The sequence below is a fragment of the Streptomyces sp. NPDC019443 genome, assembly GCF_044389785.1.
Taxonomy (GTDB): Bacteria; Actinomycetota; Actinomycetes; order Streptomycetales; family Streptomycetaceae; genus Streptomyces.
Map to the genome: position 1 here is coordinate 730,914 of NZ_JBIRYJ010000002.1, position 23,314 is coordinate 754,227.

The following is a 23,314-nucleotide window of genomic DNA, read 5'->3' on the forward strand; positions in this document are numbered from 1 at the left end:
CCGATCGAACATGACCGAATTCTCAATTCACCGCAGGCGGTCCACCGCACAGGGCCGACCCATCTCACAAAGGCAGGCTCTGACCATGACGACCACCACTCTCTCGCTGGACGACCTCACCCCGGAGGACGCCGAGCTGACCTTCACCCGGACCGTCGACCGCGCACTGGTGCACCGGGACTCGCTGGGCGAGGTGTTCCTCACCGACCTGCGGCCGCTCAGCGACACGTGCTACGCGGCCGCCGCTCAACTCCCGCGCTCCCACGCCTATTACGGTGACCACTTGCTGCGCCCCAGCGCCTACGACCCGGTGCTGCTCCTGGAGGCCTGCAGGCAGTCCTGCCTGGCCGGTGCCCATGAGTTCTACGAGGTCCCGGCCGACCACAAGTTCATCCTCACCCATCTGCGCATCCAGCTGACGCGCCTGGAACGCATAGCCGTGGGCACTGCCCCCTGCGCGCTGTCGATGCGGGTGACGGTCGTCGCCCACCGCCGGCGAGAGGGGCGCACCACCGGACTGGACTACGAGATCGGCCTGTTCGTCGGGCGAACCGAGATCGGCACCGCCGCCGTCGGCCTGCGGTTCAAGTCACCCGCGGACTACATGGAGCTGCGGCTGAAGGGCCGCGGCGGAATGCCGCTGCCGTCGTCGGGCACGCACGAGGACACCACCCCGGCCACGGCCGTGGACCCGTACCTCGTCGGCCGGACCAACCCTCGTAATGTGGTGCTCGCCGATGCCGTGGCCAAGGACGACACCGCGCGGGCGGTGCTGCGGATACCGGGTGACCACCCGAGCATGTTCGACCACCCGCAGGACCACCTCCCCGGCATGGTGATCGCGGAGGCAGCCCGTCAGATCGCGCTGCTGACCGCGCTGGAGGCCTGCGGCATGTCCCCCTCCAAGACCCTCCCCACCGCCCTGTCCGTGGTCTTCAGTCAGTTCGGTGAGCTGGAGAAGACGACCGTGATCACCTCCCAAGTGGGCGAGGAACGGCAGGCCCCGGCCACCGACGAGCACGAGTACTACACGCAGGGCGGCACGTTGGAGCTGGACCCCGCCGCGTCCGCGTCCGCTGGCCGACTGCCGGTGCGGGTGGTGGCCGACCAGGACGGCGAGACGCTCTGCGTCTTCTCCCTCACCCTCAGCCGCGTCGGGTTCCGGTCATGAGGTATCTGAATCCGCCTGTACGGGAGACCTCGGCCGCGTTCTTCGACGTGGACGAGACGTTGATCAACGTCAAGAGCATGTTCAGCTTCCTGGAGTTCTACCTGCGCAAGCGGGGCGAGCCCGAGGCCACGTACGGGCGTCTGTCCGCCGAACTGCGCCACTCGGCCGGGCTGGGGGTACCCCGCAAGGACATCAACCGCCACTATTACCGCTTCTACGCGGGTCACAGCGCACAGCAGCTGGCCCGGGCCGGCCGCGAGTGGTTCACCGCCGAGCAGGAGAAGGGGAGTCTGTTCATCCCCGAAACGCGGACCCGGCTCCAACACCACCTGCAGCAGGGTGAGTTCGTGGTCCTGCTGTCCGGTTCCTTCTTCGCCTGCCTGGAGCCGGTCACCGAACATCTTGGCGCCCACTGGGCCATCGGCACCCGGCCGGTGATCCGCCGGGGCAGGCTCACCGGCGAGGTGCTGACCCCCATGATCGGATCGGCCAAGGGGCGCGCCGCGCGGGCCACCGCGGCGGTCCGGGGGTTCGACCTCGCCCAGTGCAGCGCCTACGGGGACCACTCGAGCGATCTCGACCTCCTCGCCTCGGTGGGCCTGCCGGTCGTCGTGGGGGACGACCCCGTTCTCGCGGACCACGCGGCCCGTGCGGGCTGGCAGCGGATCGCCCCCGGCCACACCCCCGCCCCGGCCATGGTCCCGTCAGAAGTCACCGCGGTCCGATGACCCCGACACCAGGAGGCGATATGTACGGCCCGATCGGGATCGTAAGCACAGGGTCCTACCTCCCCGCCACAGTCGTGGGGAATGAGGAGATCGCCCGGGGCGCCGGGGTGAGCGACGAATGGATCGTCCGCAAGACCGGAATCCGTCAGCGCCGACGGGCCGCCCCGGGGGAAGCCACCTCGGACCTGGCGGCCGAGGCGGCCCGGCGGGCGCTGGAGCAGGCCGGGCTGCGGCCGGCGGACCTGTCGTACATCGTGGTCGCCACCTCGACCCCGGACCAGCCGCAGCCCGCGACGGCCGGGATCGTCCAGAACCTGCTCGGCGCGCGGAACGCGGCGGGCTTCGACATCAACTCGGTGTGCAGCGGCTTCATTTACGCACTCACCGTCACCGAACGGCTGCTCCAGGGGGACAACCGGGGGTCATACGGCCTGGTCGTGGGGGCCGACATCTACTCCCGCATCCTCGACTACGCCGACCGCAAAACCGCCGCCCTCTTCGGCGACGGCGCAGGCGCCGCGGTCATCGGGCCGGTCGCCCAGGGGCAGGGAGTCATCAGGACCAGCCTGCTCACCCGGGGTGACCAGCACCACCTCATCGGCGTGACGGCGGGCGGCAGCCGGCTCCCCGCCTCCCCGGCGACTCTCGCCGAGGGCGACCACTACTTCCGGATGGAAGGGCGCGAGGTGCGTGGCTTCGTGCAGGAGCAATTGCCGACGGCCGTACGGGATCTGCTCGCCACCGAAGGGGTCACCGGCGACGCCGTCGACCACTTCGTCCCGCATCAGGCCAACGGGGTGATGCTCGCGGAGGTCTGGCCCGACCTGGGGCTCGGATCAGCCGCGCTGCATCTGACGCTGGAGCGGTACGGCAACACCGGCGCCGCCTCTGTCCCCGTCACCCTCGACGAGGCGCACCGGCAGGGCCGGCTGGCCGTGGGCGACCGCGTCCTGCTGGCCGCCTTCGGTGGTGGTATGTCCGTGGGGGCGTCCCTGATCGACTGGGCCCCCACCCGGCACGCACGGCACGGGACAGCGCAGTCCCTGGTCGGCCTCGTCCCGGCCCCCAGGAGCTCTGTTTGAGGGGCCGCCCGGTCCAACGCCCCCTGGCGCGGGGCCGGGTGGCCCCACTCAGAAGGGAGAAGCCACTGTGTACGAGAGAGCACCCCGAGTGCCGGACGAGGAGGAGAGGGCGGCCGTCATCGCCACACTCCTGGGAGCGACGCGCCACTGGATGGCCGCCGCGCATCCGGTTCAGGCCGCCGCGCATCCGGTTCAGGCCGCCGCGCATCCGGTTCAGGACGCCGCGGATCAGGTTCAGGACACCCCACCCGCCGAGGTGAGCCAGCCCGCCGATTCGGCGACAGCGGCCGCCACTTCCTCGAAGCGTGCGGTCACGGGAGGCAACTCGCCCTCCGGAAAGACGATTTGAGTCACCAGCCCGTCCACAGGGCCGGCCACCGGTGCCCAGCGCAGCCAGTCGGCCAGGCCGTCCGCCATTCCCTCCCCCACCAGACCCACCATGTGCCCGTCGCGCAGCACCCGCTGCGTGGGGTCGAACGCGACCGACCGCTCGATCAGCCGGGGCATCGCACCGGCCCGGCGGAACATCTCGACCACCTGGTCGTAGTGCGCGGGATTCGCCTCCCGCGGATGCACCACCACCGGGAACTCCGCGACGGCCGCGAGCTCCACACTCTCGGGCGCGTCGGCCGTCAGAGGATGCCCGGCCGCGACGAGCACCCCTTGCCGCTCCCGGCGCACCGGGCGCAGCCGCACCCCCGCGACCGGCTCGGGCGTACGCGCGACGCCCGCGTCCACCTGTCCGTCCAGCACCGCACGCGCGATGTCGGGCGTACGCACCGGCTCGGCGCTCACGTGTACGTCGGGGTGGCGGGCGCGCATGGCCTCGACGAGCTGCGGGACCGTGCCGTAGCCGGTGCTCGTGCTGTAGGCGAGCCGCAGCCGGCCCAGCTCACCGCGGCCCGCTCGCCGCGCGGCGTCCCAGACCTCGTCGAGGGCGGCGAGGGCGGCGGCTCCGCGCTCCTGGACCGCCCGTCCGGCGTCGGTCAGCCGCACCCGGCGCGTCGTGCGCTCCAGCAGCCGCACGCCGAGCTGGGCCTCCAGCTGACGGATCTGCGCGCTCAGGGCGGGCTGCGCGATGTGCAGCCGCTCGGCCGCCCGCGTGAAGTTGGATTCCTCGGCGACGGCCAGGAAGTAGCGGAGCAATCTCGCTTCAGGAGTCATCGCCACCAGCATAGGCATGCGGAAAACGCCGGAATCGGGATCCGCATCGGGATCCGCATCGGGATCCGCATCGGAATTGGGATCCGCATCGGCATCGGAATCGGCACCGGATCGGCATCGGGATTCAGAAGCGTCGCCTATGAGTCGAGAGCACTCCGGTCTTTCCCTCCGGCACTCCCGCGCTCCTAGCGTGAACGTCATGAATCCCACCCTTGGCCCCGCCGACCCCGTGACCATGCGCGCCTACGTCGGCACGCCCGAAGGCCCGGACCTCCGACACGTACCGGCGCCCATCCCCGAGCCCGGAGAGGCGCTGGTGCGGGTCGGGGCCTTCTCCGTCAACCGCGGGGAGCTGGGCCTGTTCGCCCGGCGTGAGGAGGGGTGGCGCCCAGGCCAGGACCTCGCGGGCACCGTGGTCCGCGCCGCGGCCGACGGCAGCGGTCCGGCAGCCGGGACGCGCATGGCGGCGATGGTCGACTTCGGCGGCTGGGCCGAGTACGTGGCGGTTCCCACCGACCGGATCGCGCCCCTGCCGGACACGGTTAAGGTGCCGCAGGCGGCGACCCTGGGCGTGGCCGGACTGACGGCTCTGCGCGCGCTGCGCCGCGGCGGGGCGCTGCTGGGGCAGCGGGTGCTGATCACCGGGGCGAGCGGCGGCGTGGGATCGTTCGCGGTCCAGCTCGCGGCGGCCGCGGGTGCCGAGGTGACGGCACTGACCGGCAGTCACAGGTCGCTGGACGTGGCGGCGCTCGGGGCCCGGACGGTCATCGATGAACTCGGCGACCTGGAAGGGGAGTTCGACTTCATCTTCGAGTCCGTCGGCGGCGAGGTGCTGACGACCGCGCTCAAACTGCTCGCCCCGCTGGGGCACATCGTGCTGCTGGGCACGTCGTCGCGGCTGCCGGCCGCTCTGACGATCTCCTCCTTCGTCCCGCATGTCCGTCAGACGCTCCATCCGTTCTGGGTGTTCGGCTCCGGAGAGCCGGTTGGCGGGGATCTCTCCGTACTGCTGCGGCTGATGGCCGCCGGACAGATGGATCCGGTCGTGGGCTGGACGGGCTCATGGGAGCGCCTCCCGGAAGCGATGGAGGCCCTCCGGGAGCGCCGCGTGGCCGGCAAGGCCGCGCTCATCGTCGACGAAGGTGCGTGACCGTGGCCCGGATCGTGGTCGCGGCATCGGGTTATCGCGGTTCCACCGGGCTGCTGGTCGTCGGCGCGGCCCGGGAGCGGGGCCATGACGTGGCCGAACTCACCGATCTCGGGGACGATTCCGCCGTCGGCCGGGCACTCGCCGGCGCGGACGCGATCGTCCTCATTCCCCGGCGCGGCAACGCCTGGCGCCATACGCACCAGGCCGTACGCGGCCTGATCGCCGCGGCCGCGCCCGTCGGCGTACGGCCGCATCTGGTGCTCCTCAGCTCCTTCGCCGTCGGCCACGGGCCGGCCCACCCCCTCAACCGGATCGATGACGCGCTGCTGCCGGGCCGGGTCGCCGCGGAGGAGGAGCTGCGCGCCGGTGGCCTGCCCTACACGATCGTGCGGCCCACCTGGTTCACCGACGATCCCCCCGGTTCACACGCGCTGACTTTCACCCAGCACCCCAGGCCGGACGGCATGGTGGCCCGCGCCGACATCGCCGCCACGCTGGTGGCCGCGGTAGAGATCCCCGCGGCCCGCTCCACCACCTTCGCCCTCTACAACGAGCCGGGGGAGCCCGTCGCCGACTGGGCCGCGGCTTTCGCCCGCCTCCGTCCGGACACGGACGACCAGCCGGGCCCCGACCCCGAGGACCTCTCATGACATCGCTCCCCGAAGCCCAGCACGCCTGGGAGTCGACGTTCCGTACAGATCCCGAGGGCCGGCCCCTTGCACCACTGTTCCACCGGCTGCTGATGCTCGACGTCGTGGATACGCCGACGCCGGACGACGCCGCCCGGCTGGAGGGTGCGCTGCGGACTCTCGAGGAGGAGTTCCCGTACGGCCCGGAGGGGCTGCTCACCGCTCTGGCCTGGGGGCCCGGCTGGTTCGAGCGGCACACTTCGCTGCGCCGCTCCCCGGTCGGGCGGCCGCTGCCCATGGCCCGTTGGGAGAATCCCGTCCTCGAAGAGATCGATGCCTGTCTTCATCTCGCGAGCGACGACGAGGAGTTGCTGGACGGCGTCAGCGGCCGGCTCTTCGGAGCGGGTCCTCTCGACCAGCGCACCCGATTGCGGCTGCGCGAGGTGCGGACCGGATTCGTGGGCCGGGGCCTGCCGGCCCGGCGGCTGCCCGGCGCGGGCCTGCCTCAGGGCGCGCCGCTGATGCTCGGCTTCCACTCGGGCCTGCGCGGCAACCAGGCCGACGAGGACAGCATCACCATCACCGAAGGGCCGCTCGCCGGTGGGACGACGATGCACGTGAGCTATCTGACGCTCGACATCGACAGCTGGTACGAGCAGGACGAGGACACCCGCAGCGCCCATATGTTCTCCCCCGGCATCAGCGCCGAGGCCGCCGGGAAACTGGTGGACGACGCACGGAGTGAGGCGGACGACCTGCCCGCCACGGCCGCGTCCCACGGGCTCGTCGGCCACGCCCAGGCCACCGGACGGGCCCGCCTGAACGGCCGCCCCCGCATCAACCGCAGGGACTTCGCCACCCTCGACCACGGCGCACCCGGCACACACTTCGTGTCCCTGCAGCGCACGATGGAGGACTTCCACGCGACCCGCGCGGTGATGAACGCGGCCGACGCACCGTCCCACCACCCCGCGGTCGGAGTCCGGCGCCGCAATGGCATCAACGGCTTCATCGAGGTCCGCAGCCGCGCGACCTTCGCCATTCCGCCGCGCGGCGCGAGGGCATTCCCTTATCTTTCGGCGCCGGCCCCCGCCACGCCCTGAAGGGGACGCGCCGTCAGTCCAGCCAGTGGCGGCGGCCGAGGCTGATCAGCCGCAACTGACGGCGCGCCACCGAACTGACCTGCTCCTCGCCCTGCGGACCGGCCTCCAGGAACGTAGAGGCCGTCATGACCATGTGGTCCACATACACACCCGCGAGCATCCTCAGATCCGCCTCGCTCCACCCCGCCGCCGCCGGCTCCCGGCCGAGCGCCGCCGCCACCTCGTCGGCGAACCGCCGCAGTTGTGCGCCTATGGCCTCCCGCACGGGCTGCACACCGCCGTGCCGCTCGCGGGCGATGAAGCGGACATGCGCGGGGGACGTACGGACCAGCTCCGCGATCAGCGCGACCGTCCGGTCGATGCGTACGTCGTCACCGCTCTCGGCGAGCGCCTCGCCGATCGTCGCGTGCAGGCTGCCGAGCGTCTCCTCGACCAGCGCTACGCCGAGATCCGCCGTGTCCCGGAAGTGCCGGTAGAACGCCGTCGGAGCCACACCCACCGCCCGGGTCACCTCGCGCAGGCCGAGGCTGCTCAGACTCTGCTCCTCGAGCAGTTGCAGCGCGGCGTCCAGAAGGGCCTGACGGGTCTTCTGCTTCTGGGCCTGACGGATCCCCACGGTGTGACTGTGACTCATGCCATTCAGTAAACAACCGTTCTCCCAAGAAGGGAAGAGTAGACTCGCCAGTCAGTGAACAAACGTACTCACAAGTGTTCACCCAAAATTCCGAAGTCTGAGAGGAAGACGATGATCGGCCTCGTCGCAGCGCTCCTTCTGCTGGGGATCATGCTGGGCGCCGTGGTCCAACTCCCCTTCTCCGTATCTCTCGTGGCCTGCACCGTCATCGGTTTGTGGCTGCTCGTCTTCGCCGTGCGCGAGCGCCGCGCCCGCCGACACTGACCCGGAGAATCGCCATGCAACTCACTGCCATCGCACGAAACGCCCGCACCAAGAGCGGGATCAAGGACTCCGACGCCCGGCCCGAGGCGCGGCCCGATGTCCGGCGGGACGCCGACGGCATGGCCGTCGCCGCGTTCGTACTCGGTCTCGTCGGCCTGCTCGTGATGAACATCGTGCTCGGCCCGATCGCCGTCGTCCTCGCCGGCATCTCCCTCTGGCGCGGCACCGCGCGCCGCGGCCGCGCCCTCCTCGGACTCGCCCTCGGCATCGCCGACCTGGCCGTCCTTGCCGTGCTCATCACCGCGAACGGAACCGTAGTCTGGGGCTTCGGGAGCTGACACCCGCGGCAAGGGGAGCGGCCCCCGCACGGCCGTACACCCCTGCGCCGCGTCCGCGCCCCCGCCACGCCTCGTAGAATCGGGGCCACCATGGCTTACCTCGACCACGCTGCGACCACTCCCATGCTGCCGGAGGCCGTCGAGGCGATGAGCGCGCAGCTCACCGTCACCGGCAACGCCTCCGCGCTGCACGCCGCCGGGCGCCGGGCCCGCCGCGCCGTCGAGGAGGCCCGCGAGACCCTCGCAGAGGCGCTCGGCGCGCGGCCCAGCGAGGTGGTCTTCACCTCCGGCGGCACCGAGGCCGACAACCTCGCGGTGAAGGGCCTGTACTGGCAGCGGCGCGACGCCGACCCGGCCAGGACCCGGGTGCTGGCCAGCCCGGTCGAGCACCACGCCGTCCTGGACGCCGTCGACTGGCTCGGCGAACACGAGGGCGCGAACGTCGAGTATCTGCCGGTGGACGCGTACGGACGGGTGCACCCCGAGGCCCTGCGCGAAGCCATCGAGCGCAACCCCGACGATGTCGCGCTCGCCACCGTCATGTGGGCCAACAACGAGATCGGCACCGTCATGCCGGTCAAGGAACTGTCTGCCGTGGCAGGGGAGTTCGACGTCCCGCTGCACGCCGACGCGGTCCAGGCCTTCGGACAGCTCGACGTCGACTTCGCCGCGTCGGGCCTCGCCGCCATGACCGTCTCCGGACACAAGATCGGCGGTCCGTACGGCATCGGCGCGCTGCTGCTCGGCCGGGAGTACACCCCCGTCCCCGTCCTGCACGGCGGCGGCCAGGAGCGTCATGTCCGCTCCGGCACCCTCGACGCCCCCGCGATCGCCGCCTTCGCCGTGGCCGGCCGCATCGCCGCCGAGCGCCGCGAGGACTTCGCCCGCGACATCGGCGCACTGCGCGACGAACTCGTCCAGGCCGTGCTCAGGGCAGTCCCGGACGCGATCCTCGGCGGCGACCCGGAGGACCGCCTCCCCGCCAACGCGCACTTCACCTTCCCCGGCTGCGAAGGCGACTCCCTGCTCCTCCTCCTCGACGCCCAGGGCATCGAATGCTCCACGGGCTCCGCCTGCACGGCCGGCGTCGCCCAGCCCAGCCATGTCCTGCTTGCCACCGGCACCGACCCGGACCTGGCCCGCGGCACCCTGCGCTTCAGCCTCGGCCACACCTCCACCAAGGCGGATGTCGAGGCGGTCGCCGAGGCCATCGGCCCCGCGGTGGAACGGGCCCGTACGGCAGGGCTCAGCTAGCCAGCCCCCGCCGCCTCGCGCGCCGTCGGCAGCGCCTTGCGTACGAGCGCGAGATAGCGGTTCCAGTCCCAGTGCGGCCCGGGATCGGTGTGGTCCGTCCCAGGCACCTCCACATGCCCGATGATGTGCTCACGGTCGGCAGGTATGTCGTACCGCACACATATCCCCGCCGTCAGCTGCGCCGAAGCCCGGTACATCGCTTCCGTGAAACCGGCCGGCCGGTCCACGAAACCCTCGTGCTCTATGCCGATGCTGCGTTCGTTGTACGAGCGGTTCCCCGCGTGGAACGCCACGTCCAGCTCGCGGATCATCTGCGCCACATGCCCGTCCTTGCGCACGACATAGTGCGTCGCCGCGCCGTGCCCCGGGTTCTTGAAGACCCTCAGGGCCGTCGGATAGCTGCCCTGGACGACATGGATGATCACGCGGTCGATGCGGTAGTCGTCGGGCCGGTCCGCCAGCCGCCAGTTCGCCCGCGACGCCGCCGTCCACTCCGCGCCCAGATGGTCGAGCTCACCCTCCTTGCGCGGCTTCGCCATCCCCGGCAGCTTCCACCAGGCACGCCGCAGCTCGTCCTGCGCCAGCGCACCGACGCCGAGCACCACGGCCCCTCCGCCGATCAGCACGGCCCGCCGGCTGACGCCCCGCCCCTTGCCGCGCTTGCCGCCGCGTTTCGATTCGCTCCCCATGCGATGCCCAACGCATACTCGCGAGCTTTCGGTTCCCGGAGCCCCTTACCCTGGTAGAGCTATGACTCCTCAGACTCCCCAGCGCCCCCTTCGAGTACTCGCCGCGATGTCCGGCGGAGTGGACTCCGCCGTCGCCGCCGCACGCGCCGCCGAGGCCGGGCACGACGTCACCGGTGTGCACCTGGCCCTGTCCGCGAACCCGCAGTCGTTCCGTACGGGCGCGCGCGGCTGTTGCACCATCGAGGACTCGCGCGACGCCCGCCGCGCCGCGGACGTCATCGGCATCCCCTTCTACGTCTGGGATCTCGCCGAGCGTTTCCGCGAGGACGTGGTCGAGGACTTCATCGCGGAGTACGAGGCCGGCCGCACCCCCAACCCCTGCCTGCGCTGCAACGAGAAGATCAAGTTCGCGGCGCTGCTGGACAAGGCGCTGGCCCTCGGCTTCGACGCCGTGTGCACCGGCCACTACGCCACGGTCGTCATGGGTGAGGACGGCAGCCGCGAGCTGCACCGCGCCAGCGACATGGCAAAGGACCAGTCGTACGTCCTCGGAGTGCTCGACGAGCGCCAGCTCGCGCACGCGATGTTCCCGCTCGGCGACACCCTCACCACCAAGGGGGAGATCCGGGCGGAGGCCGAGCGCAGGGGACTCGCGGTCGCCAAGAAGCCCGACAGCCACGACATCTGCTTCATCGCCGACGGCGACACCCAGGGCTTCCTCGCCTCACGCCTGGGCACGGCGGAGGGCGACATCGTCGACGAGTCGGGGTCGAAGCTGGGCACGCACGACGGGGCCTTCGGCTTCACCATCGGCCAGCGCAAGGGCCTGCGCATCGGCCACCCCGCCCCCGACGGCAAGCCGCGCTATGTCCTGGACATCTCACCGGTGAACAACACGGTGACGGTCGGCCCGGTCGAGGCACTGGACGTCACGGCCCTGACCGCGATCAAGCCCCGCTGGTGCGGGACGGCTCCGGCGGGCCCGGGGACGTACACCGCGCAGCTGCGCGCCCATGGCGGCGAGACGCCGGTGACCGCCGGGCTGGTCGGCGACGAGCTCCAGGTCTCCTTCGCCGAGCCGGTGCGGGGAGTGGCACCCGGCCAGGCGATCGTGCTGTACGACGGCACGCGTGTGGTCGGCTCGGCGACGATCGCGACGACCGAGCGGGCGGCCGCGTCCGTCGCCCGAACCTGAGCGCGGAGGGCTGGCCGGCGAAGATCGCGGAGGGCTAGGGCGTGTTTTAGAAGTAGCGCCGTCCGCCCGCAGGGCGGGCCCTGCGGCGTCCATATGAGCACTGACCGGCGTACGGCGCGGAACTCATCGCCCGGCCGCAGAATTCTCTGGATCCGCTGGTCAGTCCTGGACGACCTCGGTGTCGTAGAAGCACAAATACCCCTTGATCCGGGCTACTTCGTCCTTGGGCTCCGGGTACGCCCACACCAGATCAGGTGCGTCCGGCAGCGACCAGTAGTCGGCGTCACCCTTGAACGGGCAGTGGGTGTGGGTGTCCGAGCGGGTGAGCAGTTCGGTGCGTACGTCCTCCGGGGGGAGGTAGTAGCGGACCGGCAGGCCCGTCTCGTGCAGCAGCAAGGGCCGCCGGCTCTCGGCGAGGAGCTGCCCGTCGCGCACTACCCGTACATGGTCCGTGCCCTGCTCGATGGTGATCGTGTGTCCTTTGGCCATACCCGTGACAGCACCGTCGGGGCCGTAGTTCTTCCCCCGTACCGCGACCTTCTGGATATCAGCCGCTCCGCCGCGGGCGGCGGCGTGCGGTAGTGCGAGCATGTCCCGTATGGCTACACATCTGATCACCGGAGCAGGCTCCGGCATCGGCGCGGCCGTCGCGCGCCGGCTGTACGAGCGCGGCGACGAGCTCATCCTGGTGGCCCGCGACGCCGGCCGCGCCAAGGAGCTCGCGGCCGAGTACGAGGGCGCCCGCACGCTCGTCGCCGACCTTGCCGATCCGGACCGCATCTCCAGGTCGCTCGGCATGCAGCCGATGCCGGACCGGCTGGACTCTCTGCTGCACATCGCGGGCGTCGTCGACCTCGGCCCGATCGTCGAGCTCAGGCCCAAGACCTGGCACCAGCAGCTCAACGCCAACCTGGTCTCGCCCGCCGAGCTGACCCGGCTGTTCCTGCCCCAACTCAGGGCCGCTCAGGGGCATGTGCTGTTCGTCAACTCGGGCGCGGGCCTCCACGCCCATGCTCAGTGGGGTGCCTACGCCGCCTCCAAGCACGGGCTGAAGGCGCTCGCCGACTCGCTGCGCGAGGAGGAGCACGGCAATGGCGTACGCGTGACATCGGTCTACCCGGGCCGCACGGCCGGCCCCATGCAGGTCAAGGTGCACTCCCAGGAGGGCAGGGAGTACGACGCGTCCCGCTGGATCGCTCCGGAGTCGGTCGCGACGACGATCCTGACCGCGCTGGATCTGCCACGCGACGCGGAGATCAACGACCTGACGGTGCGGCCGGGACGATGAACGCATTTCCATGGGGTCCCGCCACCGGTGTCGGGTCCATGCCCGGCGGTGACGCGCACGAGGCCGCGAAGACCGTCGCCGGGTCCTTCGAGGACTTCCCGTATCTGCCCGAGCTGCCCGCCCGCGGGCCGGGCGCCGACATGATCGGCCGGACCATCGGGCTGCTCGTCGAGATGTACGCGCATGTCGAACCCAGCGGCTGGCGGATCAGCGACCGGCCGGGGCGCGAAACCCGCCGCGCCCGCTCCTGGCTCGGCGAGGACCTCGACGCGCTCGAGGAGTTCACCCAGGGCTACGAGGGCCCACTGAAGGTGCAGGCCGTGGGGCCGTGGACGCTCGCCGCCGCGCTGGAACTGCGGGGCGGCGAGGCCGCGCTGGGCGATCCCGGCGCCGTCCGGGATCTCGCGGGCTCGCTCGCGGAAGGATTGCGGGCGCATCTGGCGGAGGTACGCCGCCGGGTGCCCGGCGCCCGCGTGGTGCTGCAGCTCGACGAGCCGTCGCTCACCGCCGTACTGCGTGGACAGATCAGGACCGCCAGCGGGTATCGCACCCACAGGGCGGTGGACCGCCAGGTCGTCGAGAGCACGCTGCGGGATGTGATCGGGGTGAACGAGGAGCCCGTCACCGTCCACTCCTGCGCGCCGGACGTGCCGTTCGCGCTGCTGCGCCGGGCCGGGGTCGCGGGCGTCTCGTTCGATTTCGGTCTGCTCACCGAGCGTGACGAGGAACAGATCGGCGAGGCGGTCGAGGGTGGTACGCAGCTGTTCGCGGGCGTCGTGCCGTCCACGGACGCTCCATTGTCAGACCCTGCCGGTAGCGTCATGGGTGTCAGGACGCTGTGGCGCAGGCTGGGGCTGAATCCGGGGACTCTCACCGAGTCCGTGGTGATCACCCCGTCGTGCGGGCTCGCGGGTGCGTCACCCGCGTATGCACGCGCGGCGCTCGCCCACTGCGTCCGGGCCGCGAGATCGCTCGCGGACAACCCTGAGTAACGGGCTGAAGTAACCGGCTGAAGTAAACGGGAGGACGAGACGGTGGCTGTCGAACAGCAAGGGCAGGTGCCCGCCGAGGCACGGGAGAAGCACGCCCGGCTGGCCGAGCAGGTCGAGGAGCACCGCTTCCGGTACTACGTGAAGGACCAGCCGGTCATCAGCGACGGCGAGTTCGACAAGCTGCTGCGCTCGCTGGAGGCGCTGGAGGAGGAGTATCCCGAGCTGCGTACGCCCGACTCGCCGACCCAGAAGGTCGCCGGTCAGTACGAGACGGAGTTCACCGCGGTCGAGCACCGCGAGCGGATGCTCTCCCTCGACAACGCCTTCGACGACGAGGAGCTGGCCGCCTGGGCGGAGCGTGTCGCGCGCGAGGTCAACACCTCCGACTACCACCTGCTGTGCGAGCTGAAGGTCGACGGCCTCGCGGTCAACCTCACATACGAGAAGGGCCGGCTGACGCGGGCGGCGACCCGCGGCGACGGCCGCGTCGGCGAGGACATCACCCCCAATGTCCGGACCATCGCGGACATCCCGGACAGGCTCCAGGGCGACCGCATCCCGGATCTCGTCGAGATCCGCGGCGAGGTCTACTTCCCGATGGAGAAGTTCGAGGAGCTCAACGCCCGCTTGGTTCAGGCGGGTGACAAGCCCTTCGCCAACCCGCGCAACGCGGCCGCGGGTTCGCTGCGCCAGAAGGACCCGAAGGTCACGGCGACCCGTCCGCTGCGCATGGTGGTGCACGGCATCGGTGCCCGCCAGGGCTTCGGCATCGACCGTCTGTCGCAGGCGTACGGCCTGCTGCGTGAATGGGGCCTGCCCACGGCGCAGCACAACAAGGTGGTCGACTCCCTCGAAGGCGTACGGGAGTTCATCGCGTACTTCGGCGAGCACCGGCACTCCGTGGAGCACGAGATCGACGGCGTCGTCGTCAAGCTCGACGAAATCCCTCTTCAGGGGCGGCTCGGCTCCACCTCGCGGGCGCCGCGCTGGGCGATCGCCTGGAAGTACGCGCCGGAGGAGGTCAACACCAAGCTGGTCAACATCAGGGTGGGCGTCGGCCGCACCGGCCGCGTCACGCCGTACGCCCAGGTCGAGCCGGTCACGGTCGCGGGCTCCGAGGTCGAGTTCGCCACGCTGCACAACCAGGACGTGGTCAAGGCCAAGGGCGTGCTCATCGGCGACACGGTGGTGCTGCGCAAGGCGGGCGACGTCATTCCGGAGATCCTCGGTCCGGTCGCGGATCTGCGGGACGGCAGCGAGCGGGAGTTCGTGATGCCTGCCGAGTGCCCCGAGTGCGGCACGGCGCTGCGTCCCATGAAGGAGGGCGACGTCGACCTGCGCTGCCCCAACGCCCGCTCCTGCCCTGCCCAGTTGCGTGAACGTCTCTTCTATCTTGCCGGACGCAAGTCGCTGGACATCGAGAACTTCGGCTATGTGGCCGCGGCCGCGCTCACCAAGCCGCTGGAGCCGCCCACACCGCCGCTGACCGACGAGGGCGACCTCTTCAACCTCACCATCGAGCAGCTGCTGCCGATCAAGGCGTACGTCCTGGACCAGGACAGCGGACTGCCCAAGCGCGACCCGAAGACGGGCGAGGAGAAGGTCGTCACGGTCTTCGCCAACCAGCTCGGCGAGCCGAAGAAGAACGCCCTGGCGATGCTGGAGAACATCGCGGCGGCCAAGGAGCGCCCACTGGCCCGGATCATCACGGGTCTGTCCATCCGTCATGTCGGCCCGGTGGCGGCCGAGGCGCTGGCCCGGGAGTTCCGGTCGATCGAGCGGATCGAGCAGGCCACCGAGGAGGAGCTGGCGGCCGTCGAGGGCGTCGGGCCGACCATCGCAGCCTCGCTCAAGCAGTGGTTCGAGGAGGACTGGCACCGCGAGATCCTGCGCAAGTGGCGGGAGGCGGGCGTCCGCGTGGAGGAAGAGGGCGGGGGAGAGGACGAGGGGCCGCGTCCGCTGGAAGGACTCACCGTGGTCGTCACCGGCACCTTGCAGAACTACACCAGGGATGGCGCAAAAGAAGCCCTCCAGAGCCTCGGCGCGAAAGTGGCCGGTTCTGTTTCGAAGAAAACGGCCTTCGTGGTGGTCGGCGACAATCCCGGTTCCAAGTACGACAAGGCGATGCAGCTGAAGGTGCCGGTCCTGGACGAGGAGGGCTTCGCCGTACTGCTCGAACAGGGCCCTGACGCGGCCCGTGAGGCCGCTGTGCCTGCCGAGGCGTAACGGAGGGGGCGTGCGCGGGGCTTGGAGGGGGCTCGTACGGGAGCCCGAAGGGGGCGCACGGGGCGGTAATCAGACGCCGGAATCCGGGTCCGAACGACCGGTACAGGTCACCCGTTCAGCGCATACCAGACGGATAAGGGTGGCCAGGTCGCATTCGGGCAAGAGCTGTAGAGCGCTGCCCGTCCGAGCCTCCTGCGGCCTACTGTTGAGATGTGCGCCTGTCGTGCACGGCTGCGTGGTGGATTTCAGTCGTGGTGGCATGACAACGGGAGCCATCGCGAGGCATCGGCACCGCCGGCTGTGAGAGGGACGGGAATGAAACCGACCGAGAGCGCCGCCCCGGTCTCACGGCCGCGTGGAATCGCGGCCCTTGCGGGCACAACGCCGGGGCTGCCCGTCGGCGTCGTCGTTTGCGCCGCGGCCCTGCTCACCACCGGCATCGTCAGGGCGGTGCAGGACGGCAACGCGCTCTTCCCCAACTCCACGGTGGGCTGGTCGCTTGCCGTCCTCACCGGGATCATCGTGGGCCATCTGGTCGCGCTCGGCCGCGACCGCTGGTGGGGCGGCACCGGATCGGGCGCCGCCCTCACCCTCGCCGCCCTGCTGCTCTTCGGCTGGGTGCCGGCCGGACTTGTCAGCCTCGCCGTCGTCGCCCTGGTCGGCGCGGCCCGCAGGCACCGTTGGCGCCAGGGCCTGCTGCACGGCTCCGTTGACATCCTCGGCATCGCCGCGGCGGCGCTCGTCCTCGCTGTGTTCGGGGTGCAGCCGAGCGTCGAGCAGCCCTGGTCGCCACTCGACTGGGGTATCGCGGCCGCCCCCGAAGTGATGCTCGCGGCCACCGCCTATCTAGCGGTCACTCGGCTGCTGCTGTGGTATGTGCTGGCCCCGCAGGGCGGCGGCCTGCCCACCGTGGCCCGTACGGCCCTGCTGAGGCAGGGTCTTGTCGCGGTCGCCCTGCTCGGCATCGCCCCGCTGATCTGTGTCGTCGCGGTCGCGCTGCCACTCCTGCTGCCGCTGTTCGCCGTACCGCTGATCGCTCTGGACTCCACGCTCTGGATCGCCCGGGCCAGGGCCGAGGAGCAGCTTCGCGATCCGCTGACCGGGCTGCCCAACCGGCAGTGGCTGCTGGAGCGGACCTGGGTCGCCCTGGAGGACGCCGAGGGCAACGGTGCCCGTTCGGCTCTCGTACTGATCGATCTCGACCGGTTCCGTTCCGTCAATGACACGCTCGGCCATCTCGCGGGCGACCGGCTGCTCCTGCAGATAGCCGACCGGCTGCGGCTCGCCCTGCCGCGCGGCGCCGAGGCGGCCAGGCTCGGCGGCGACGAGTTCGCCGTGCTGCTCCCCACCGCCGACTCCACCACCAGCGCCCAGCGCGTCGCCCGCAATCTGGTGGCCGAGCTGTCGTCGCCCCTCGACCTGGACGGCCTGACCCTCGTCCTGGAGGCGAGCGCCGGCGTCGCCGTCTTCCCCGAGCACGCGCATGACGCGGAGGGCCTGCTGCGGCGCGCGGACGTGGCGATGTACCAGGCGAAGCGGGACCGCACGGGCGTGGAGGTGTACGAGTCCAAGCGGGACAGCAACACCCCCGACCGGCTCGGCCTGCTGGGCGATCTGCGCCGGGCTCTGGACGCCGGCGATGTGGAGCTCCACTACCAGCCCAAGGTCCGCTTCGACGGCCATGTCGCGGGCCTGGAAGCCCTGGTCCGCTGGGTCCACCCGGAGCGTGGCAGGGTCTCCCCGGACGAGTTCATCGCCATCGCCGAGTCTTCGGGCCTGATGCCGTATCTGACGGAGTACGTGCTCGATACCGCCCTCGCCCAGGTCGCGAAGTGGCGCGCGCAGGGGCTGAACGTGCCGGTCGCCGTCAATGTCTCGCCGCGCGATGTGCACACCCCCGGCTTCGCCGGATCCGTCGCCGCGCGCCTCGCCCGGCACGGCGTCCCGCCGGGCGCCCTCCAGCTGGAGATCACGGAACACGTCCTCCTCGAGGACCCGCAGCGCGCCGCCGACACCCTCGCCGGACTGACCGAACACGGCGTCAAGATGTCCCTGGACGACTTCGGCACCGGCTACTCCTCCCTCGTACATCTGCGCCGCCTCCCCGTCAGCGAGCTCAAGATCGACCGCTCGTTCGTCGCCCGGCTCGCCGTCGACAACGAGGACGCGGAGATCGTCCGCTGCACGGTGGACCTGGCTCACTCGCTGGGCCTGCTGGTGGTCGCCGAGGGCGTCGAGGACGACGAGACCTGGGAGCGGCTGCGCGACCTGGGCTGCGACGCCGTACAGGGCTGGCTGGTCGCGGCCGCGATGCCGCCGCAGGAGACCACCGCATGGCTGCGGGCCAGGGGCGAGCGCGGCTGGCACCGCCCGGCCGAGCTGCCCGCGGCCACCCCGACGGACGCGGACGAGCCGTCGGGCCAGGTCGTCCCCTGACGTACCGGCTTGTTCGCGCGGCCCGCCACCGGCCGTGCGGGACCCGGTCCGGACAACCGTTTCGTGGGTTGTGGCCCGCGCCCCATAGGATTGGGCCAAACCACACTCACTCACCCCTGAGGATCGCTGCATGCCTGGCATTACGCGCGAGGAGGTCGCCCACCTCGCCCGGCTGGCGCGTCTGGAGCTGAAGGACGAAGAGCTCGTGCACTTCGCCGGACAGCTCGACGACATCATCGGCGCGGTCGCCCGCGTCTCCGAGGTCGCCGACCAAGACGTACCCCCGACCTCCCACCCGCTGCCGCTGACCAATGTCATGCGCCCGGACGAGGTCCGTCCGTCGCTCACCCCCGAGCAGGCGCTCTCCGGCGCCCCGGCCCAGGAGCAGCAGCGTTTCAAGGTGCCGCAGATCCTGGGGGAGGACTAATCACCATGACGGACATCATCAAGCTCACCGCGGCCGAGATCGCCGCGAAGATCGCCGCCGGCGAGCTCACGGCCGTCGAGGTCACCGAGGCGCACCTGGCCCGGATCGACGCCGTCGACGAGAAGGTGCACGCCTTCCTGCACATCGACCGTGAGGGCGCGCTGGCGCAGGCCCGCGCGGTGGACGCAAAGCGCGAGGCGGGCGAGAAGCTCGGTCCGCTGGCCGGCGTTCCGCTCGCGCTGAAGGACATCTTCACCACCGAGGGCATCCCGACCACGGTCGGCTCGAAGATCCTCGAGGGCTGGATCCCGCCGTACGACGCGACGGTGACCAAGAAGCTCAAGTCCGCCGACGTCGTCATCCTCGGCAAGACCAACATGGACGAGTTCGCCATGGGGTCCTCGACCGAGAACAGCGCGTACGGCCCGACGGGCAACCCGTGGGACCTGACCCGTATCCCCGGCGGCTCCGGCGGCGGCTCCTCCGCCGCCCTCGCCTCGTACGAAGCCCCGCTCGCCATCGGCACGGACACCGGCGGCTCCATCCGCCAGCCCGCCGCCGTCACCGGCACGGTCGGCGTGAAGCCCACCTATGGCGGCGTCTCCCGCTTCGGCATGGTGGCGTTCTCGTCCTCCCTCGACCAGGGCGGTCCGTGCGCCCGCACGGTCCTGGACGCGGCGCTGCTGCACGAGGTCATCGCCGGCCACGACCCCCTCGACTCGACGTCCATTGACGCCCCGGTCCCGCCTGTCGTCGAGGCCGCGCGCAGCGGCTCGGTCGCCGGAATGCGCGTCGGTGTCGTCAAGCAGTTCTCGGGCGAGGGCTACCAGGCCGGTGTCGTCCAGCGCTTCAACGAGTCGGTGGAGCTGCTGCGGTCGCTCGGCGCGACGATCGTCGAGCTGGACTGCCCGTCCTTCGACCTCGCGCTCTCCGCGTACTACCTGATCGCGCCGTCCGAGTGCTCGTCCAACCTGGCCCGCTTCGACGCCATGCGCTACGGCCTGCGGGTCGGCGACGACGGCACGAGGTCCGCCGAGGATGTCACCGCGCTGACCCGCGAGGCCGGCTTCGGCGACGAGGTCAAGCGCCGCATCATGCTCGGTACGTACGCGCTCAGCTCCGGCTACTACGACGCGTACTACGGCTCCGCGCAGAAGGTCCGTACGCTCATCACCCGGGACTTCGAGAAGGCCTTCGAGCAGGTCGACGTGATCGTCTCGCCGACCACGCCGACCACCGCCTTCCCGATCGGCGAGCGCGTCGACGACCCGATGGCGATGTACCTCGCGGACCTGTGCACCATCCCGACCAACCTGGCCGGCAACGCCGCGATGTCGCTGCCCTGCGGCCTCGCGCCGGAGGACGGACTGCCGGTCGGTCTGCAGATCATCGCCCCCGCCATGAAGGACGACCGGCTGTACAAGGTCGGCGCCGCCGTCGAGGCCGCCTTCGTGGAAAAGTGGGGCCATCCGCTGCTCGAGGAGGCACCGTCGCTGTGAGCACACTTGCCAAGGCCAAGGGCTTCAAGAAGTCCAAGACCGGTACGTACCTGTCCATCGGCACCACCGCGTTCGGCGCGCTGAGCGTGATCAAGCAGGCCAAGAAGGCCCGCGCTGAGCACGACACGCTCCGGCTGATCGATGCCGCCGTATCTGCTGCCGCCATCGTCACCGGCCTGGCCCTGCTCTACCGCGAGCTGAAGCGCCTGGGCGACGACGACGTCCTGCTGGGCTGAGAGGGAATGTTTCACCGTGACCGTCACTGAACTGGTGTCGTACGAGGACGCTCTCGCGGCGTACGACCCCGTCATGGGCCTCGAAGTCCATGTCGAGCTCGGCACCAAGACCAAGATGTTCTGCGGCTGTTCGACCGAGCTGGGCGCCGTGCCCAACTCGCAGACCTGCCCCACCTGTCTCGGCATGCCCGGCTCGCTCCCCGTCGTCAACGCGATCGGCGTCGAGTCGGCCGTCAAGATCGGCCTCGCGCTCAACTGCGAGATCGCCGAGTGGTGCCGCTTCGCCAGGAAGAACTACTTCTATCCGGACATGCCGAAGAACTTCCAGACCTCGCAGTACGACGAGCCGATCGCCTTCAACGGCTATCTGGACGTCCAGCTGGAGGACGGCGAGGTCTTCCGCGTGGAGATCGAGCGCGCCCACATGGAGGAGGACACCGGCAAGTCGACGCACGTCGGCGGCGCCACCGGCCGTATCCATGGCGCGTCCCACTCGCTGCTGGACTACAACCGCGCCGGCATCCCGCTGATCGAGATCGTCACCAAGCCGATCGAGGGCGCGGGCGAGCGTGCGCCGGAGGTCGCCAAGGCGTACGTCGCTGAGCTGCGCGAGCTCATCAAGGCGCTCGGCGTCTCCGAGGCGCGCATGGAGCAGGGCCAGATGCGGTGCGACGTGAACCTGTCGCTGCGCCCGCACGGCGTCGAGAAGTTCGGCACGCGCTCCGAGACGAAGAACGTCAACTCGCTGCGCAGCGTCGAGCGTGCGGCCCGGTTCGAGATCCAGCGGCACGCCGCGGTGCTCTCGTCCGGCGGCACGATCATCCAGGAGACCCGTCACTTCCACGAGGAGGACGGCTCCACGACGTCCGGCCGGGTGAAGGAAGAGGCCGAGGACTACCGGTACTTCCCGGAGCCCGACCTGGTGCCGATCGCGCCGCCGCGCGAGTGGGTCGAGGAGCTTCGGACGACCCTGCCCGAGCTGCCGCGGGTCCGCCGGAACCGGCTGCGCGAGGAGTGGGGCGTCTCAGAGCACGACATGCAGTCGATCCTCAACGCGGGGGCGGTCGACCTGATCGCCGCCACGATCGAGGCGGGCGCGGATGCGGCTTCCGCGCGCAAGTGGTGGATGGGTGAGCTGGCCCGCCGATCCAACGAGGACGGCGTCGAGCTCGCCTCGCTCCCGATCACGCCGGCCCAGGTGGCCCGGGTGGCCGAGCTGGTCGCTGCCGGCGACCTCAACGACAAGCTGGCCCGCCAGGTCATCGAGGGCGTGCTCGCGGGCGAGGGCGACCCGGACACCGTCGTCGAGAAGCGCGGTCTGAAGGTCGTCTCGGACGAGGGCGCGCTCGGCGCGGCCGTCGACGAGGCGATCGCGGGCAATGCGGCGATCGCCGACAAGATCCGCGGCGGCAAGGTCGCGGCGGTCGGCGCGCTGGTGGGCGCGGTCATGAAGACCACCCGCGGCCAGGCGGACGCGGCGCGCGTGAAGGAACTGATCCTGGAGAAGCTCGGCGTCGAGGCCTGACGACAAGCATCAGCAGGGGGAGTGGCGGCCCGCACCGACCGGTGCGGGCCGCCACTTCGTGCTCGGCCGGGCGGCTTCGTGCTCGGTGGGCGGCGGCTGCGGGTCCGCGGTCACGCGGAAGGCCGAGGCCCGGCCGCGGGGCGCGGCGGGGCCTCGGCCGCAGTAGGCCGCGGGTCGACCCGGGCGCCGCGCGTTGCCCTGGCCTCCGTGCCGCGCAACCAGGGCGTGCGTCAGTGGCGTATGCCCAAACCCGGCAGCCACAGTTCGCCGCGGTCCTTGCAGCTGGCGTCCCTCGCTCGCAGTTCCTCCGGCACTTTCGTGCCGCGTGCCCGCAGTTCCGTGACGGTCAGGCGGGCCACCGCCGCCACCTCCCCGCGCTCCGGGTCCGGGAAGTCCGTCTGCCACCAGCCCCGGTCGCGGGACTTCCAGCCGCGCGACTGCATCAACCGCGCCCGCTCGGGGCTGTCCTCGCCGTCGCGGTCGTCGACCGAGACATGCAGCCCGTCCTCCAGCCCGTACGAGATGAGCAGCTGCCGTCCGCGGTCCGCGCCGCTGGTCACGCTGAAGCTCGCCCAGTCGTCGCCGACCTGCACCGGAAGCTGCTCCACCCACGCAGTGAGCAGCAACTCGAGCGCGCTCTCGAAGTGTTCGAGGCAGGAGGCCTGCCGGCCGCCGGGCCGCTCGGTCGGGCGCTCGCCGGGGCCGCTGCGGTCCAACTGCCACGTGTACGGCAGGAAGTCGAAGTCGTGCGGCTCGTCCGCCGACCAGGCGCCGCCCCACTCGAAGGTGCGCCGTTCCTCCTGCTCCAGGGTGTCCGTGTCGTGGACCGACAGCTGCGCCCGACTGCGGTCGCCGGCGAGCAGCACCAGCCTTCTGCCGTCCCGCCAGCGGACGTTGGGGCCTTCCGCCGAGCCGCCGTAGAGCGTCGGCTCGCCGATCCTGGCCACTATCGCGTCATACACCACGCGGAAGGCCTCCCGCCGGTCCCGGAGCGAGGCGCCCGGGTTGTACGCCAGCACCTGGACCGGGTCCCGGTCGAGGTACCCGCCGGGCGCGTCATGGAGCGTCAGGGCGAACTCCGCGGCATCGCCGGGTGTCAGGATCGGCAGGTTGGTCCCCGTGTATTCCATGTCACCCATCGTGCCAGCCGCCAACGACAACACCCGCCGCACGTTTGGGGATTCACCGCTCAGATCGCGCCGAAATCGCTTGTGTTCACAGGCCTGGCACCGGCGCGACATCATAGAGGCCCCGATCCCGCCGGCGGCTTTCAGGACGCGCCGC

At 70.9% G+C, this 23,314-nt stretch carries 23 protein-coding genes; 18 read left to right on the forward strand and 5 right to left on the reverse strand.

Translation table 11 applies throughout. From position 1 onward, the window contains the following. Positions 1-85: 85 nt before the first annotated feature. From ACH492_RS09605 to ACH492_RS09615, 3 genes are read left to right on the forward strand one after another with little or no spacing between them, the layout of a single operon-like run. Positions 86-1,171 (forward strand): ScbA/BarX family gamma-butyrolactone biosynthesis protein, encoded by a 1,086-nt coding sequence (locus ACH492_RS09605; protein WP_398984536.1) that lies wholly within the window; start codon positions 86-88, stop codon positions 1,169-1,171. Continuing rightward, the gene (locus tag ACH492_RS09610; protein ID WP_398984538.1) at positions 1,168-1,899 is read left to right on the forward strand and encodes an HAD family hydrolase; all 732 of its coding nucleotides are present in this window, start codon (positions 1,168-1,170) and stop codon (positions 1,897-1,899) included. The genes ACH492_RS09605 and ACH492_RS09610 overlap by 4 nt, the downstream gene beginning before the upstream one ends. A 20-nt stretch (positions 1,900-1,919) precedes the next feature. Continuing rightward, positions 1,920-2,981: a 3-oxoacyl-ACP synthase III family protein gene (locus ACH492_RS09615; RefSeq protein WP_398984540.1), complete on the forward strand. Its 1,062-nt coding sequence runs from the start codon at positions 1,920-1,922 to the stop codon at positions 2,979-2,981. A 234-nt stretch (positions 2,982-3,215) separates the two neighbouring features. Here the strand turns inward: ACH492_RS09615 and ACH492_RS09620 are convergent, their stop codons facing one another. After that, positions 3,216-4,145 (reverse strand): LysR family transcriptional regulator, encoded by a 930-nt coding sequence (locus ACH492_RS09620; RefSeq protein WP_398984542.1) that lies wholly within the window; start codon positions 4,143-4,145, stop codon positions 3,216-3,218. Positions 4,146-4,344: 199 nt separating this feature from the next. Between ACH492_RS09620 and ACH492_RS09625 the strand changes: the two genes are divergently transcribed. Genes ACH492_RS09625 through ACH492_RS09635 form a run of 3 tightly spaced genes read left to right on the forward strand, consistent with a single transcriptional unit; the run spans position 4,345 to position 7,027 of the window. Continuing rightward, positions 4,345-5,295 carry a zinc-binding dehydrogenase gene (locus tag ACH492_RS09625; protein ID WP_398984544.1) on the forward strand — a complete coding sequence of 317 codons (951 nt, stop codon included), beginning with the start codon at positions 4,345-4,347 and terminating at the stop codon, positions 5,293-5,295. A gap of 2 nt (positions 5,296-5,297) precedes the next feature. After that, positions 5,298-5,945, forward strand: a complete 648-nt coding sequence (locus ACH492_RS09630; RefSeq protein WP_398984546.1) for an NAD(P)H-binding protein — start codon at positions 5,298-5,300, stop codon at positions 5,943-5,945. Then, positions 5,942-7,027: a hypothetical protein gene (locus tag ACH492_RS09635; protein ID WP_398984548.1), complete on the forward strand. Its 1,086-nt coding sequence runs from the start codon at positions 5,942-5,944 to the stop codon at positions 7,025-7,027. The genes ACH492_RS09630 and ACH492_RS09635 overlap by 4 nt, the downstream gene beginning before the upstream one ends. A gap of 13 nt (positions 7,028-7,040) precedes the next feature. On the opposite strand, the gene ACH492_RS09640 is transcribed toward ACH492_RS09635, so the two are convergent. Beyond that, positions 7,041-7,661, reverse strand: coding sequence for a TetR family transcriptional regulator (locus ACH492_RS09640; RefSeq protein ID WP_398984550.1), 621 nt, complete (start codon positions 7,659-7,661; stop codon positions 7,041-7,043). Between the two features lie 111 nt (positions 7,662-7,772). On the opposite strand from ACH492_RS09640, the gene ACH492_RS09645 reads away from it, so the two are divergent. From ACH492_RS09645 to ACH492_RS09655, 3 genes are all read left to right on the forward strand, one after another. Beyond that, the gene (locus tag ACH492_RS09645) at positions 7,773-7,925 is read left to right on the forward strand and encodes a hypothetical protein (RefSeq protein WP_307660951.1); all 153 of its coding nucleotides are present in this window, start codon (positions 7,773-7,775) and stop codon (positions 7,923-7,925) included. Positions 7,926-7,939: 14 nt separating this feature from the next. Continuing rightward, the gene (locus tag ACH492_RS09650; RefSeq protein WP_398984552.1) at positions 7,940-8,263 is read left to right on the forward strand and encodes a DUF4190 domain-containing protein; all 324 of its coding nucleotides are present in this window, start codon (positions 7,940-7,942) and stop codon (positions 8,261-8,263) included. Positions 8,264-8,353: 90 nt separating this feature from the next. Beyond that, on the forward strand, positions 8,354-9,517 hold the full coding sequence (locus ACH492_RS09655; RefSeq protein ID WP_398984554.1) for a cysteine desulfurase family protein: 1,164 nt from the start codon (positions 8,354-8,356) through the stop codon (positions 9,515-9,517). Here the strand turns inward: ACH492_RS09655 and ACH492_RS09660 are convergent. Then, positions 9,514-10,206, reverse strand: a complete 693-nt coding sequence (locus ACH492_RS09660; protein ID WP_398984556.1) for an N-acetylmuramoyl-L-alanine amidase — start codon at positions 10,204-10,206, stop codon at positions 9,514-9,516. The genes ACH492_RS09655 and ACH492_RS09660 overlap by 4 nt on opposite strands. A gap of 61 nt (positions 10,207-10,267) precedes the next feature. On the opposite strand from ACH492_RS09660, the gene mnmA reads away from it, so the two are divergent. Then, on the forward strand, positions 10,268-11,401 hold the full coding sequence (mnmA, locus tag ACH492_RS09665) for a tRNA 2-thiouridine(34) synthase MnmA (RefSeq protein WP_398984558.1): 1,134 nt from the start codon (positions 10,268-10,270) through the stop codon (positions 11,399-11,401). A gap of 159 nt (positions 11,402-11,560) precedes the next feature. Here mnmA and ACH492_RS09670 read toward each other — a convergent pair whose 3' ends face one another. After that, positions 11,561-11,890 (reverse strand): DUF427 domain-containing protein, encoded by a 330-nt coding sequence (locus ACH492_RS09670; RefSeq protein ID WP_398984824.1) that lies wholly within the window; start codon positions 11,888-11,890, stop codon positions 11,561-11,563. 109 nt (positions 11,891-11,999) lie between these two features. Between ACH492_RS09670 and ACH492_RS09675 the strand changes: the two genes are divergently transcribed. The 8 genes from ACH492_RS09675 to gatB all read left to right on the forward strand — a co-directional run bounded on the left by ACH492_RS09675 (position 12,000) and on the right by gatB (position 22,030). Next, positions 12,000-12,689: an SDR family oxidoreductase gene (locus ACH492_RS09675; protein WP_398984560.1), complete on the forward strand. Its 690-nt coding sequence runs from the start codon at positions 12,000-12,002 to the stop codon at positions 12,687-12,689. Beyond that, positions 12,686-13,681 carry a methionine synthase gene (locus ACH492_RS09680; protein ID WP_398984562.1) on the forward strand — a complete coding sequence of 332 codons (996 nt, stop codon included), beginning with the start codon at positions 12,686-12,688 and terminating at the stop codon, positions 13,679-13,681. Before ACH492_RS09675 ends, ACH492_RS09680 begins: the two co-directional genes overlap by 4 nt. 42 nt (positions 13,682-13,723) lie before the next feature. Next, positions 13,724-15,907, forward strand: a complete 2,184-nt coding sequence (ligA, locus tag ACH492_RS09685) for an NAD-dependent DNA ligase LigA (RefSeq protein WP_398984564.1) — start codon at positions 13,724-13,726, stop codon at positions 15,905-15,907. Positions 15,908-16,222: 315 nt separating this feature from the next. Next, a complete protein-coding gene (locus tag ACH492_RS09690; RefSeq protein ID WP_398984566.1) occupies positions 16,223-18,343 on the forward strand; it encodes a putative bifunctional diguanylate cyclase/phosphodiesterase in 2,121 nt (706 codons plus the stop codon). A 130-nt stretch (positions 18,344-18,473) separates the two neighbouring features. Beyond that, entirely contained in the window at positions 18,474-18,770 is a 297-nt protein-coding gene (gatC, locus tag ACH492_RS09695) for an Asp-tRNA(Asn)/Glu-tRNA(Gln) amidotransferase subunit GatC (protein ID WP_356228241.1), read from the forward strand. Positions 18,771-18,775: 5 nt separating this feature from the next. Further along, positions 18,776-20,269 (forward strand): Asp-tRNA(Asn)/Glu-tRNA(Gln) amidotransferase subunit GatA, encoded by a 1,494-nt coding sequence (gatA, locus tag ACH492_RS09700; protein WP_398984568.1) that lies wholly within the window; start codon positions 18,776-18,778, stop codon positions 20,267-20,269. Continuing rightward, positions 20,266-20,505 carry a hypothetical protein gene (locus ACH492_RS09705; protein WP_398984570.1) on the forward strand — a complete coding sequence of 80 codons (240 nt, stop codon included), beginning with the start codon at positions 20,266-20,268 and terminating at the stop codon, positions 20,503-20,505. The genes gatA and ACH492_RS09705 overlap by 4 nt, the downstream gene beginning before the upstream one ends. Positions 20,506-20,521: 16 nt before the next feature. Further along, a complete protein-coding gene (gene gatB, locus ACH492_RS09710) occupies positions 20,522-22,030 on the forward strand; it encodes an Asp-tRNA(Asn)/Glu-tRNA(Gln) amidotransferase subunit GatB (RefSeq protein ID WP_398984572.1) in 1,509 nt (502 codons plus the stop codon). A gap of 230 nt (positions 22,031-22,260) precedes the next feature. On the opposite strand, the gene ACH492_RS09715 is transcribed toward gatB, so the two are convergent. Beyond that, entirely contained in the window at positions 22,261-23,169 is a 909-nt protein-coding gene (locus ACH492_RS09715; protein WP_398984574.1) for a hypothetical protein, read from the reverse strand. Positions 23,170-23,314 lie beyond the last annotated feature (145 nt).

Bases quoted from the DNA above. Each gene is read 5' to 3' on its own strand.
- ACH492_RS09605 (WP_398984536.1), top strand. From the start codon at position 86: ATGACGACCACCACTCTCTCGCTGGACGACCTCACCCCGGAGGACGCC.
- ACH492_RS09610 (WP_398984538.1), top strand. From the start codon at position 1,168: ATGAGGTATCTGAATCCGCCTGTACGGGAGACCTCGGCCGCGTTCTTC.
- ACH492_RS09615 (WP_398984540.1), top strand. From the start codon at position 1,920: ATGTACGGCCCGATCGGGATCGTAAGCACAGGGTCCTACCTCCCCGCC.
- ACH492_RS09620 (WP_398984542.1), bottom strand. From the start codon at position 4,145: ATGACTCCTGAAGCGAGATTGCTCCGCTACTTCCTGGCCGTCGCCGAG.
- ACH492_RS09625 (WP_398984544.1), top strand. From the start codon at position 4,345: ATGAATCCCACCCTTGGCCCCGCCGACCCCGTGACCATGCGCGCCTAC.
- ACH492_RS09635 (WP_398984548.1), top strand. From the start codon at position 5,942: ATGACATCGCTCCCCGAAGCCCAGCACGCCTGGGAGTCGACGTTCCGT.
- ACH492_RS09640 (WP_398984550.1), bottom strand. From the start codon at position 7,661: ATGAGTCACAGTCACACCGTGGGGATCCGTCAGGCCCAGAAGCAGAAG.
- ACH492_RS09645 (WP_307660951.1), top strand. From the start codon at position 7,773: ATGATCGGCCTCGTCGCAGCGCTCCTTCTGCTGGGGATCATGCTGGGC.
- ACH492_RS09650 (WP_398984552.1), top strand. From the start codon at position 7,940: ATGCAACTCACTGCCATCGCACGAAACGCCCGCACCAAGAGCGGGATC.
- ACH492_RS09655 (WP_398984554.1), top strand. From the start codon at position 8,354: ATGGCTTACCTCGACCACGCTGCGACCACTCCCATGCTGCCGGAGGCC.
- ACH492_RS09660 (WP_398984556.1), bottom strand. From the start codon at position 10,206: ATGGGGAGCGAATCGAAACGCGGCGGCAAGCGCGGCAAGGGGCGGGGC.
- mnmA (WP_398984558.1), top strand. From the start codon at position 10,268: ATGACTCCTCAGACTCCCCAGCGCCCCCTTCGAGTACTCGCCGCGATG.
- ACH492_RS09670 (WP_398984824.1), bottom strand. From the start codon at position 11,890: ATGGCCAAAGGACACACGATCACCATCGAGCAGGGCACGGACCATGTA.
- ACH492_RS09675 (WP_398984560.1), top strand. From the start codon at position 12,000: ATGGCTACACATCTGATCACCGGAGCAGGCTCCGGCATCGGCGCGGCC.
- ACH492_RS09680 (WP_398984562.1), top strand. From the start codon at position 12,686: ATGAACGCATTTCCATGGGGTCCCGCCACCGGTGTCGGGTCCATGCCC.
- ACH492_RS09690 (WP_398984566.1), top strand. From the start codon at position 16,223: ATGAAACCGACCGAGAGCGCCGCCCCGGTCTCACGGCCGCGTGGAATC.
- gatC (WP_356228241.1), top strand. From the start codon at position 18,474: ATGCCTGGCATTACGCGCGAGGAGGTCGCCCACCTCGCCCGGCTGGCG.
- gatA (WP_398984568.1), top strand. From the start codon at position 18,776: ATGACGGACATCATCAAGCTCACCGCGGCCGAGATCGCCGCGAAGATC.
- ACH492_RS09715 (WP_398984574.1), bottom strand. From the start codon at position 23,169: ATGGGTGACATGGAATACACGGGGACCAACCTGCCGATCCTGACACCC.